The organism is Streptomyces sp. NBC_00667 (genome assembly GCF_036226825.1).
Taxonomy (GTDB): domain Bacteria; phylum Actinomycetota; class Actinomycetes; order Streptomycetales; family Streptomycetaceae; genus Streptomyces.
Window position 1 is genome coordinate 1846760 of record NZ_CP109022.1, and the last position, 11591, is coordinate 1858350.

Sequence of the window (11591 nt, forward strand, 5' to 3'; positions counted from 1 at the left end):
CTCCGGTCGGGCCCGGCGGTGGGACCATGGAGCTGAGGACTACGGTGATCCGAGGCGATGGTCATGCGTACCGGAAACGAGCCGGTGACCGCCCGCAGTCCGCTGCGGCTGCGGTTGTGGCTCAGTCTGTGGGGCCTGATCTGGGCCGCCGGCGGGGCGGCCCTCTTCTCGCTGGGTGAGCGTCCGGGGTGGGCCGCCGCCTGCGCGGTGGTCGCGGTGCTCGCGGCGGTGGACTCGCTCGTGGTCGTCCACCACATCCGTCAGGGCCCGCACTACCAGCCCGGCCGGGACGTGCCCCCGTACGAACCGCCGCACTTCCGCTGAGGCCGGCGGGGCCCCGTCCGACCCCTCCCGTGTCCGCTGCGGCCGGCGGCGCCCCAGTGGCGACCGTCGTGCCGGTCTCAGTCCTCGAAGCGCGCGGCGGCCAGGTACTCGGGCTGCGGGTCGAGCGCGGCGGCCAGCCGGAAGTGCTTGCGGGCCTGCGCGCGCCGCCCGGACCGCTCATGGGTCCGGGCGAGCGCGAAGTGGGCGTAGGCGTTGTCCGGTTCGCGCTCCAGCACCAGCTCGAACTCCAGCGCCGCCGGGCGCAGTTGCGCGGCGGCGAAGAAGGCCCGGGCCCGGAGCAACCGGGCCGCCGTGTTCTCGGGGTGGGCGGCTATCACGGAGTCCAGCAGCTTGACGGCGCCCCGCGGGTCACGGGCGGCCAGGAGCTGCTCGGCGGCCCGGAAGTCGATGACGTGCGTCTCAGGGCTGGTGGCGCCGGAGGAGTCGGGGCCCGCACCCGGAGCACCCGAGGAGCCGGGCGGCCCCGAGGAGCCGGGCGGTCCCGACGACGGCGGCTGCGACGGAGGCGTGGTGTCGGACACGTTGTTTTTCCTTCCCTCTCCGGGCGCCTTCACGCCCCTTGCCCGTGCCGCCCCGCCCGCCTCAGGCGCCGGTCGCGGCCGCCCGTTCGGTCAGGGTCTCCCAGACCTTGCGGACCTGCGGCTCCAGTGCCTCCAGCGGTCCGTCGTTGTCGATCACCAGGGTCGCCACTGCCAGCCGCTGCTCCCGCGTGGCCTGCGCCGCCATCCGGGCCCGCGCCTCTCCCTCGGCCATCCCCCGCAGCCCGGTCAGCCGCGCCAGCTGGGTCTCCGGCGCCGCGTCCACCACCACGACCAGGTCGTACAGCGGCGCCAGGCCGTTCTCCGCGAGCAGCGGTACGTCGTGCACCACGATCGCGTCGGCGCCCGCCGCGCTCTCCAGCTCGGCGGACCGGGCCCCGACCAGGGGATGCACGATCGCGTTCAGTATCCGCAGTTTCTCCGGGTCGGAGAAGACGATCGACCCCAGCTTGGGCCGGTCCAGCGCCCCGCCCTCGCCCAGCACCGACTCCCCGAACGCCGCGACGACGGCCGCGAGCCCGGGCGTCCCGGGCTCCACGACCTCCCGCGCGATGCGATCGGCGTCCACGATGACCGCCCCGTACCCCGCCAGCAGCCGCGACACTTCGCTCTTGCCGGCTCCGATTCCGCCCGTCAGGCCCACTTTCAGCATGCCCGGCAGCCTAGACCGCGGGCGCCGGCGGCTCAGCCCTCGCCCTCGCGTTCCGCGAGGAACCGCTCGAACTCGCGCCCCAGTTCCTCCGCCGAGGGGATCTCGGCGGGCTCCGCGATCATGTTCCCGCGGCTTTCGGCCCCGGCCGCCGCGTCGTACTGGTGCTCCAGCCCCTGCACCAGGGCGACCAGTTCCTCGTCGCCCTCCCGGATCTGCCGGTCGATCTCCGTCTGCGTGCGGTGCGCCTCGGTGCGCAGGGCGTGCGCCACGGCCGGCAGGACGAGACCCGTCGCCGCGGTGATCGCCTCCAGGACCGTCAGCGCCGCGTCCGGGTACGGGGAGCGGGCCACGTAGTGCGGCACGTGCGCCGCGACGCCGAGCACGTCGTGCCCGGCCTGGCCCAGCCTGAACTCGACCAGCGACTCCGCGCTGCCCGGCACCTGGGCCTCGTCGAACGGGCTGCGGTGCCCGGGCATCAGGTCGGTCCGGTTGCCGTGCGGGGTGATGCCGACGGGCCGGGTGTGCGGGACGCCCATCGGGATGCCGTGGAAGTTGACCGAGAGCCGCACGCCCAGGCGCTCGACGATCTGCCGGACGGCGACGGCGAAGCGCTCCCACTCCACGTCCGGCTCGGGGCCGGACAGCAGCAGGAACGGCGCGCCGGTGGCGTCCTGTACGAGGCGCACCTCCAGCCTGGGCTCTTCGAAGTCCGTCCAGTGGTCGCGCTGGAACGTCAGCAGCGGGCGCCGGGCCCGGTAGTCCACGAGCCGGTCGGCGTCGAAACGGGCGACGACCTGGTGGGGCAGGGTGTCCAGGAGCCGCTCGACGATCTGCTCACCGGCCTCGCCCGCGTCGATGTACCCCTCGAGGTGATAGAGCATGACCAGCCCGGCCGAATCCTGGGCGAGCGCCAGGTCGGCCACCGCCAGACCCTTGGCGTCCCATTCGTACAAACCCTGTGGATCAAGCACCGCCACCACTCCTCCTCGCCGCGTTCTCATCAAGAACGCCCAAGGTGGCGCCACCATTCCCCAGTTGAGGGCTTTCACGGTAATCGGCCCGGCAGGCGGAGCGCGGTGGGCCCACCCGCACCGGCCGCTGCCCGCGGCGGGACCACCCGGACCCGCCCCTGAACGCGGTAAGGCCCGCCCCCCGGAGGGGACGGGCCTTACCGTTCAGCTCAGCTCACTCTCGTGCGCCGGGGCGCGGAGCGTGACGCGCTGCTGCGATCAGCTCTGGCCGCCGGCCAGCTTCTCGCGGAGCGCGGCGAGGGCCTCGTCCGACGCCAGGGCGCCGGAGGTCTCGTCCGAGCCCTCGGAGGAGTAGGAGCCACCCGAGATGTTGCCCGCACCGGCGTTGCCACCGGCGGCCGGGGCGGCAGCGCCCTCGGCAGCAGCGGCCTCGTCGGCCTCGCGGCTCTTGATGACCTGCGCCTGGTGCTGCTCGAAGCGGACCTGCGCCTCGGCGTACTGGCGCTCCCACGTCTCGCGCTGGGTCTCGTAGCCCTCGAGCCAGTCGTTGGTCTCGGGGTCGAAGCCCTCGGGGTAGATGTAGTTGCCCTGGTCGTCGTAGGACGCGGCCATGCCGTACAGGGTCGGGTCGAACTCGACCGACGCCGGGTCGGCACCGAAGGACTCGTTGGCCTGCTTGAGGGACAGCGAGATCCGGCGACGCTCGAGGTCGATGTCGATGACCTTGACGAAGATCTCGTCGTTGACCTGGACGACCTGCTCCGGGATCTCCACGTGGCGCTCGGCCAGCTCGGAGATGTGGACCAGACCCTCGATGCCCTCGTCCACGCGGACGAACGCACCGAACGGAACCAGCTTGGTGACCTTACCCGGGACGACCTGGCCGATCTGGTGGGTCCGGGCGAACTGCTGCCACGGGTCTTCCTGCGTCGCCTTCAGCGACAGGGAGACGCGCTCGCGGTCCATGTCGACGTCGAGGACCTCGACGGTGACTTCCTGGCCGACCTCGACAACCTCGGAGGGGTGGTCGATGTGCTTCCAGGACAGCTCGGAGACGTGGACGAGACCGTCGACGCCACCCAGGTCCACGAAGGCACCGAAGTTGACGATCGAGGAAACGACGCCGGAGCGGACCTGACCCTTCTGCAGGGTGGTGAGGAACGTCTGGCGAACCTCGGACTGGGTCTGCTCGAGCCAGGCACGGCGGGACAGGACCACGTTGTTGCGGTTCTTGTCCAGCTCGATGATCTTCGCCTCGAGCTCCTTGCCCACGTAGGGCTGGAGGTCGCGGACGCGACGCATCTCGACGAGAGAGGCCGGCAGGAAGCCACGGAGGCCGATGTCGAGGATGAGACCACCCTTGACGACCTCGATGACGGTACCGGTGACGATGCCGTCTTCTTCCTTGATCTTCTCGATCGTGCCCCAGGCACGCTCGTACTGAGCGCGCTTCTTGGACAGGATCAGACGGCCTTCCTTGTCCTCCTTCTGGAGAACCAGGGCCTCGATCTCGTCGCCGACCTTGACGACCTCGTTCGGGTCGACGTCGTGCTTGATCGAGAGCTCACGGCTCGGGATCACGCCTTCCGTCTTGTAACCGATGTCGAGGAGAACCTCGTCCCGGTCCACCTTGACGATGACGCCGTCGACGATGTCGCCGTCGTTGAAGTACTTGATCGTCTCGTCGATCGCCGCGAGGAACGCGTCCGCGTCGCCGATGTCGTTGACCGCTACCTGCGGAGGGGTGGTGGCGGTGGTCTCGGTGCTGCTCGTCATGTGGGAAAGGGCTCCGGTTACGGACAGAAAGTCGTAGGTACTGCTACGCCGGGAGCCCTTATCGGCAACTGCCGAAGCCGGACAGCCAAGGAAGCCCCGAATCCACAGAAGCGGTAGGGCCTCGAAAACCGAGGGGACATCAACAGAAGCAAGCGCAGCCTGCTAGGTCTGAGGAGCACAGGCTCGCAGCGCAACTTGTAGCATACGGGGGCAGCCGGACAGGGTCAATGCGCGAAGGCGCACACCCCGGGCGGATCGCCGCATTACCGGCACAAATCGTGGGCGGGGAAGGCCCTATGGGCTCCGCCTCCCGACTTCTCGCAGACTACGACGACGGGCCCCATGAACCAAGAGGACTACCTCCCCGAAGACGCGTTCGAAATCACCGAGCCGGGCGGTGACCCCGACGGCGCGGACGACGGTGACGACGCCGAGGCCACCCGGCGTGAGGCCGGCGAAGCCGAGAGCAGCCGGGCGAGCCGGGGCTGGTGGGACCGCAACGCCGACGAGTACCAGAGCGAGCACGGCGCGTTCCTCGGCGACGACCGCTTCGTCTGGGGGCCCGAAGGGCTGGACGAGGCCGAGGCGGCCCTCCTGGGCCCGGCCGCCTCCCTCGCCGGCAAGGACGTCCTGGAGATCGGCGCCGGCGCCGCCCAGTGCTCGCGCTGGCTGGCCGCCCGGGGCGCCCGCCCCGTGGCCCTCGACCTCTCGCACCGCCAGCTCCAGCACGCGCTGCGCATCGGCGGCGGCGACGTGCCGGGGGTCGGGCTCGTGGAGGCCGACGCCGGCCGGCTGCCCTTCCGTGACGCCTCCTTCGACCTGGCCTGCTCCGCCTACGGCGCCGTCCCCTTCGTCGCCGACCCCGTGAACGTCATGCGCGAGGTCCACCGCGTGCTGCGCCCCGGCGGGCGCTGGGTGTTCTCCGTCACCCACCCCATCCGCTGGGCGTTCCCCGACGAGCCCGGCCCCGAAGGTCTGTCCGTGGCGGCCTCCTACTTCGACCGGACGCCGTACGTCGAGCAGGACGAACAGGGCCGCGCGGTCTACGTGGAGCACCACCGCACGATCGGCGACCGGGTCCGGGACGTGGTCGCGGGCGGTTTCCGCCTGGTGGACCTGGTGGAGCCGGAGTGGCCCGCCTGGAACAGCCAGGAGTGGGGCGGCTGGTCCCCCCTGCGCGGGAACCTGATCCCCGGCACCGCGATCTTCGTGTGCGAGAGGGACTGAGCCCTTGATCCGCACCGCCGACCTCGACGCCCTTCCCGTACGGGAGGCCGTGCCCGCGCTCGTCTCGGCGCTGGAGGCGCGCGGCGCCGCCGTACTGTGCGCCCCGCCCGGGACCGGCAAGACCACGCTGGTGCCGCTGGTGCTGGCGGGGCTGCTGGGGGCCGGCGAGCGGCGCCGGGTCGTGGTGGCCGAGCCCCGGCGGATCGCCGCCCGGGCGGCGGCGCGGCGGATGGCGTGGCTGCTGGGCGAGGCCGTCGGGGAGTCGGTCGGCTTCACGGTGCGCGGGGAACGGGTGGCCGGCCCCCGCACGGCGGTGGAGGTGGTGACCACCGGCGTCCTGCTCCAGCGGCTCCAGCGGGACCAGGAGCTGGCCGGCGTGGACGTGGTCGTCCTGGATGAGTGTCACGAGCGGCACCTGGACGCCGACACGGCCGCCGCGTTCCTCCTGGACGTACGCGCGACCCTGCGCCCGGAGCTGCGCCTGGTCGCCGCGTCGGCGACGACGGACGCGGCCGGCTGGGCCCGCCTGCTGGGGGACGCGCCGGTGGTGGAGGCCCGGGGCGCCTCGTACCCGGTGGAAGCCGTGTGGGCGCCCCCGGCCCGGCCGGTGCGGCCGCCGCACGGGATGCGGGTGGATCCGGCGCAGCTGACGCACGTGGCCTCGGTGGTGCGACGGGCGCTGACGGAACGTTCCGGCGACGTGCTCTGCTTCCTGCCCGGCGTCGGCGAGATGGCCCGGGTCGCCGGGCAGCTGGACGGCGTGGACGCGCAGGTGCTCCAGCTCCACGGCCGGGCACCGGCGTCCGTCCAGGAGGCGGCGCTGACGCCGGCCCCGCACCGCCGGGTGATCCTGGCGACGGCGGTCGCGGAGTCCAGCCTGACGGTGCCGGGGGTGCGGGTGGTCGTGGACTCGGGGCTGGCCCGCGAGCCCCGGGTGGACCACGCCCGGGGTCTGGGCGCCCTGGCGACCGTACGGGCGTCCCGCGCGGCGGGCCGCCAGCGGGCCGGGCGGGCCGGGCGTGAGGCACCGGGGACGGTGTACCGCTGCTGGTCGGAGGCCGAGGACGCGCGGCTGACGGCGTACCCCTCCCCGGAGATCCGGCTCGCGGACCTGGCGGCGTTCGCGCTCCAGGCCGCCTGCTGGGGTGAGCCCGATGCGTCGGGACTCGCCCTCCTGGACGCGCCGCCCGCCGGGGCGATGGCCGCCGCGCGGGAGGTACTGCGGGCGGTCGGCGCGGTGGACGAGGCCGGGCGGCCGACCCCGCGCGGGCTGCGGATGGCCCGGCTGGGGCTGCACCCCCGGCTGGCGCGCGCACTGCTGGACGGCGCGTCGGCGCTGGGCGCGCGGCGGGCCGCGCAGCTGGTGGCCCTGCTCAGCGAGGAGCCGCCACGGGAGTACGGGGACGATCTGGCGGCCGCCTGGCGGGCCGCCCGCCGTGGCTGCGACGGCTACGCGCCCCGCTGGCGGGCGGAGGCCAAGCGTCTGGAGCGCGCTCTGGGCGAGCCCGCGGGGCCTGCGCGGGCGCCGGAGGCGCGGGGGTCCGGGGACGGAGCCCCCGAAGGGGCCCGGGGTGCGGCCCCGGTTTCGGGAAGGGCTGGGACGGGGGCAGGAGAGCCCGCCGACCAGGCCGCCGCCGGGCTCGTCGCGGCGCTGGCGTTTCCCGAGCGGGTGGCGAAGGCCAAGGGGGCCGGAGGTTTCCTCATGGCCGGCGGCACGGCGGCCGAGGTCGGGGACGGCTCGCCGCTGCGCACCGCGCCCTGGCTGGCCGTGGCCGTCGCAGACCGGGGCCCGCACTCCGCCTCCGCGCGGGTCCGCCTCGCCGCGGCCCTGGACGAGGACACCGCCCTGGCCGCCGCCGCACATCTGCTGACTTCCGGGGAGGAGGTGCGCTGGGAGGGCGGGGACGTGGTGGCCCGGGCGGTGGAGCGGCTCGGGGCGGTCGAGCTGGTCACCCGGCCCCTGCGCGACCCCGACCCCTCGCTGGTCCGCGACGCCCTCCTCGACGGGCTGCGCACCGAGGGGCTCGGGTTGCTGCGCTGGTCCCCGGACGCGCGGGCGTTGCGGGCCCGGCTCGGCTTCCTGCACCGCACGCTGGGCGGCGCGTGGCCCGACGTGACGGACGACGCGGCACTGCTGGAGCGGGCCGACGACTGGCTGGAGCCCGAGCTGTCGCGCGCCCGGCGCCGCGCCGACCTGGGCAGGATCGACGCGGGCCAGGCCCTGAACCGGCTGCTGCCCTGGGCGACCGGCGAGGCGGCCCGCCTCGACGAACTGGCCCCGGAGCGCCTGGAGGTGCCCAGCGGTTCGCGGATCCGCCTCGACTACACCGCGGAGCACGGGCAGCCCGTACTCGCCGTGAAGCTCCAGGAGCTGTTCGGGCTGGCCGACACCCCGCGGGTGGCGGGGGTTCCCGTACTCGTCCACCTCCTGTCTCCGGCCGGGCGGCCCGCCGCCGTCACGGCCGACCTCGCCTCCTTCTGGCAGGGCGGCTACCGCGCCGTCCGCGCCGAGTTGCGCGGCCGCTACCCCAAGCACCCCTGGCCCGAAGACCCCGCGACCGCCGAGCCGACCCGGCACACCAACGCCCGGCTCAGGCGGTGAGGTCCGCGTCGCGGCGCCGGCCGCGCGCCTCCAGCCACAGGGCGAGCCCGAGGAAGGCGAGTCCGCCGACCGTCAGCCCGAGGGGGGCGTAGGTGTGCAGGGCGAGGACCTTGACGCGGTTCGACCGCACCAGGTCCACGGTGTACGCGGAGTAGTCCGGGCGTATCCTCACGTCCCCGGCGAAGACGGTCAGCCTGCCGTCGGGCGCTCCGGCCGCGATCCCGCCGCGCATCTCCTGCTGGATCTGCTGCTCGGCGTTGACGGGCGCGCCGGTCACCGGGTCCACCCAGAACATGGCCTTGACCGTGTACCAGAGGCTGGTGCCGGTGCTCTCTTCGAACGTCTTGGGGTCGATGCCCTCGATCGGCATCTTCTTCGGCAGGGGGACCTTCGTCCACGGGACGGTCTGCTCGAAGTAGTAGACGTCCATGCCCTTGAACGTGCGCGGGCCGACGTAGTGGATGGGTGAGGAGCTGCGCGTCTGGGCGTCGAAGTAGAGGTAGTCGCGCGGTTCGGTGAAGAACGGCCACTTGAACTCGATGCCCTCGCGCCTGACCGGGTCCCCGTCGACCATTTCGCCGGTGGCGTGCACCGGGTCCTGGGTGTGGGCGTCGAAGACGTACCGCTCGGGGATCTGGGAGACCATCTTGCCGTCGGGGCCCATGATGTAGGACAGCGTGTCCCAGACGACGACGTCCTTGCCGGCGCTCGCCTCGATCTGCCGGGACGCCTCGACGTTGCCCTTGAGCGTCTGGACGATGGTGACCTTGTCGACCTTCTTGGGCTGCATGCCGGCGGTGTAGTCGAGCAGGGTCGCATCCTTCGCCTCCAGGACCATCTCCTGGTACTGGTTCGGCGGGATCTTGGCGAGGCGGGGGTACGCGTACCAGCGCAGCAGCGGTGCGAAGGCTGCGCAGAACACGGCTACGGCAAGCAGGACGAGGCTCGCTCTGCGTCGCACGGCCGGCCCTCCTCTACTTTCCGGGCGCGGCGGGCGCGGTGGTGAGCAGGGGTCTGGGCGAGGTCGTGCCTTCGGGCACCCCGAGCGCCGTGACGGCGAAGACGAGGGCCAGCGCGGCGGCCAGCCCGACGGCGGCGGCGACGAGTGCGCGCATACGGGGCCTCCGGATCTGATGGGGTGTCAGAGAGGGGGCACCGTAGCAACGCCGGGCGGAGATGAGAACCGTTCGGCTAGAGGGTTCCGGAGCGGCTCGGGCGGGGGGTGGGGGCCTGGGTGGAGCCGGTCTTCGGGGTGGGGGTGGCGGACGGCTTCGCGGTGGCGGAGGGCTTCGGCGTCGGCGTGGGGGTGGGCGCCGGCGTGGGCTTCGCAGTCGGGGTCGGGGTCGGGGTCGGCGTGGGGGTAGGGCTAGGCGTCGGCGTGGGCTTCGGGGTCGGCGTCGGGCTGGGGGTGGGAGTCGGCCTCGGCGTCGGCGTCGGCGTGGGCGTGGGCGTGGGGGTGGGGGTGGGGGTGGGGGTGGGCGTCGGGGTGGGTACCGGCGTCGGCGTCGGCTTGGGTGTCGGGGTGGGCGTCGGCGTGGGCTCGGGTTGCGCGGGCGTGGGGGTCCCCGCGCCCGGGCCGGCTTCGTCCGGGACCTCCCGCGTACCGTCGAGGTAGTACGTGAACCAGGACCGCACCGTCCTCAGGTACTCCCCGGACTGGTTGTACGACAGCACCGCCCGGTCCAGGTCGGCGCCCACCCGCAGGTCACGGCCGCCCGCGCACAGGTAGCGCCCGGCGGCCAGCGCCGCGTCGTACACGTTGTTCGGGTCCCGCCGGCCGTCGCCGTTGCCGTCCTGGCCCCAGGTCGCCCAGGTGGACGGGATGAACTGCATCGGCCCGACGGCCCGGTCGTAGCGGGCGTCGCCGTCGTACGCGCCCCCGTCGGTGTCACTGATGCTCGCGAAGCCGTTGCCGTCGAGCACGGGGCCGAGGATCGGCCGCAAGGTGGTGCCCGCGGCGTCCACCCGGCCGCCTCCGGCCTGCCCGGACTCCACTTTGCCGATCGCCGCGAGCAGTTGCCAGGGCAGTCCGCACCCGGGGTCGGTGTCCGCGATCCTCCGCTCGGCGCGCCGGTACGCCGCGAGCACGCTCGCCGGTATCCCCCGCGCACCCTCGGCCCCGCCCATGGCCACCGGCTCGGTGTGCGACTCCCCGGCCGTACCCGTCGGCGCGGGTGAGGGCGTCGGGTCCTCGGACGGCTGTGGCCCGACGGGCGGCGGCAGTTCGGTGGAGTAGGCGGAGTCCCCGCCCTGCGGGGCGGTCGCGGAGGGGCCGCGTCCCTCGCCGGCGGCGACCGGTGCCCGGTCCTCGGTTCCCGAGGCGGGCCCCTGGGAGGCGGTCACCGCGGCCACCACCAGCGCGGAGACTAGGGCGGCGGCGCCGCTCCTGCGCAGCCGACCGAACCGGGCCGGTATTCGTCCCCGCATGAGCCTGACTCCTCCCCGTCGACGTCCGCGTGACCCTACGTCAACTGCCTGCACAAGGCACGTACAGGCGCCGGGACTTCACCATTCCCCCACCTCCTGCGCAGGTCCCGCATACTGTCCCGGACCGTTCGGGAACGAGAAGGGGCACCATGCCGTTCACTCTCAGCCACGCGGCAGCCGTACTTCCGGCCGTCCGTCGGGCCGGGCGGGCCCGCGGGCCGCTGGTCGCCTCCGCGCTGGTACTGGGTTCGTTCGCCCCCGACACGTTCTACTTCCTGGACGCGGTGGTGGAGGGGGTGATGGGGTACGGCGGGTTCACCCACTCCCTTCCGGGGGTGGTGACGGCCGACGCCGCGCTGACCGCCGCCATGGCGGCCTGCTGGCTGCTTCTGCGCGAGCCCCTGATCGCCCTGCTGCCACCCGCCTGGCGGGGCAGGGCGTACGCCTTGCTGCGGGGTGAGGACTGGCGGGCGGGCCGCCGGCCGGCCGCGCTCGCGCTCTGGTTCTACCTCTCGGCGGTGTCCGGCTCCTTGACGCACGTGGTGTGGGACAGTTTCACGCACCTCGACCGGTGGGGCACCGATGTCCTGCCCGCGCTGGGCGAGCCGCTCGCGTTCGGTCTGCCGCTCTACTCCTACCTCCAGTACGGCAGTTCGGCGCTCGCCGCCTGCGCCCTGCTGTGGTTCACGGTGACGGCCCTGCGCCGGCTGCCGCTCTCGCCCGTTCCGCGGTCCGTGCCGTCGCTGGGGCGGGCGGAGGTGTGGTGCGCCGCTGTGCTCCTGGCGGCGTGCGTCGGCGCGGGGGTCACGATGCGGGTGCTGCGCTACTTCACGTTCTTCGACCGGATCCGCACGCCCCTCGACATCATTCCGACCGTCTGCTTCGGCGCGGGCGGCGGCCTGATGGTGGCGCTGCTGCTCTACGGGGCCCTGGTGCGGCTGCGTCACCGCGGCGGCGAGCGGCGGGCAGGCAACCGGCGGGGCGGCGCCGGCCGGGGAAGTGACGAGGAGACGCGGACGCCCGTCCCCACCGCGTAGCGGGGACGGGCGCCG

Annotated in this window: 11 protein-coding genes; 4 read left to right on the plus strand and 7 right to left on the minus strand. The window is 73.7% G+C overall.

From position 1 onward, the window contains the following. The first annotated feature begins 63 nt into the window (after window positions 1–63). A complete protein-coding gene (locus OHA81_RS08795; RefSeq protein WP_329194359.1) occupies window positions 64–324 on the plus strand; it encodes a DUF6343 family protein in 261 nt (86 codons plus the stop codon). 77 nt (window positions 325–401) lie between these two features. Here the strand turns inward: OHA81_RS08795 and OHA81_RS08800 are convergent, their stop codons facing one another. The 4 genes from OHA81_RS08800 to rpsA form a co-directional block, all read right to left on the minus strand. Beyond that, the gene (locus tag OHA81_RS08800; RefSeq protein WP_329202110.1) at window positions 402–734 is read right to left on the minus strand and encodes a tetratricopeptide repeat protein; all 333 of its coding nucleotides are present in this window, start codon (window positions 732–734) and stop codon (window positions 402–404) included. A gap of 193 nt (window positions 735–927) precedes the next feature. Next, on the minus strand, window positions 928–1536 hold the full coding sequence (gene coaE, locus OHA81_RS08805) for a dephospho-CoA kinase (protein WP_329194361.1): 609 nt from the start codon (window positions 1534–1536) through the stop codon (window positions 928–930). Window positions 1537–1568: 32 nt separating this feature from the next. Continuing rightward, the gene (locus OHA81_RS08810) at window positions 1569–2507 is read right to left on the minus strand and encodes a PAC2 family protein (RefSeq protein ID WP_329194363.1); all 939 of its coding nucleotides are present in this window, start codon (window positions 2505–2507) and stop codon (window positions 1569–1571) included. Between the two features lie 258 nt (window positions 2508–2765). Further along, window positions 2766–4283, minus strand: a complete 1518-nt coding sequence (gene rpsA, locus OHA81_RS08815) for a 30S ribosomal protein S1 (protein WP_329194365.1) — start codon at window positions 4281–4283, stop codon at window positions 2766–2768. 342 nt (window positions 4284–4625) lie between these two features. Between rpsA and OHA81_RS08820 the strand changes: the two genes are divergently transcribed. Next, window positions 4626–5510 (plus strand): class I SAM-dependent methyltransferase, encoded by an 885-nt coding sequence (locus OHA81_RS08820; protein ID WP_329194366.1) that lies wholly within the window; start codon window positions 4626–4628, stop codon window positions 5508–5510. 4 nt (window positions 5511–5514) lie between these two features. Beyond that, the gene (gene hrpB, locus OHA81_RS08825) at window positions 5515–8112 is read left to right on the plus strand and encodes an ATP-dependent helicase HrpB (protein WP_329194368.1); all 2598 of its coding nucleotides are present in this window, start codon (window positions 5515–5517) and stop codon (window positions 8110–8112) included. On the opposite strand, the gene OHA81_RS08830 is transcribed toward hrpB, so the two are convergent. The 3 genes from OHA81_RS08830 to OHA81_RS08840 form a co-directional block, all read right to left on the minus strand. Beyond that, complete coding sequence (locus tag OHA81_RS08830) at window positions 8102–9073, minus strand: DUF3068 domain-containing protein (protein WP_329194370.1); 972 nt, start codon at window positions 9071–9073, stop codon at window positions 8102–8104. The genes hrpB and OHA81_RS08830 overlap by 11 nt on opposite strands. Window positions 9074–9086: 13 nt before the next feature. Continuing rightward, window positions 9087–9227: an SPW_0924 family protein gene (locus OHA81_RS08835; protein ID WP_329194372.1), complete on the minus strand. Its 141-nt coding sequence runs from the start codon at window positions 9225–9227 to the stop codon at window positions 9087–9089. 76 nt (window positions 9228–9303) lie between these two features. Beyond that, entirely contained in the window at window positions 9304–10539 is a 1236-nt protein-coding gene (locus OHA81_RS08840) for a lytic transglycosylase domain-containing protein (protein WP_329194374.1), read from the minus strand. A 149-nt stretch (window positions 10540–10688) separates the two neighbouring features. Between OHA81_RS08840 and OHA81_RS08845 the strand changes: the two genes are divergently transcribed. After that, window positions 10689–11576: a DUF4184 family protein gene (locus OHA81_RS08845; protein ID WP_329194375.1), complete on the plus strand. Its 888-nt coding sequence runs from the start codon at window positions 10689–10691 to the stop codon at window positions 11574–11576. Window positions 11577–11591 lie beyond the last annotated feature (15 nt).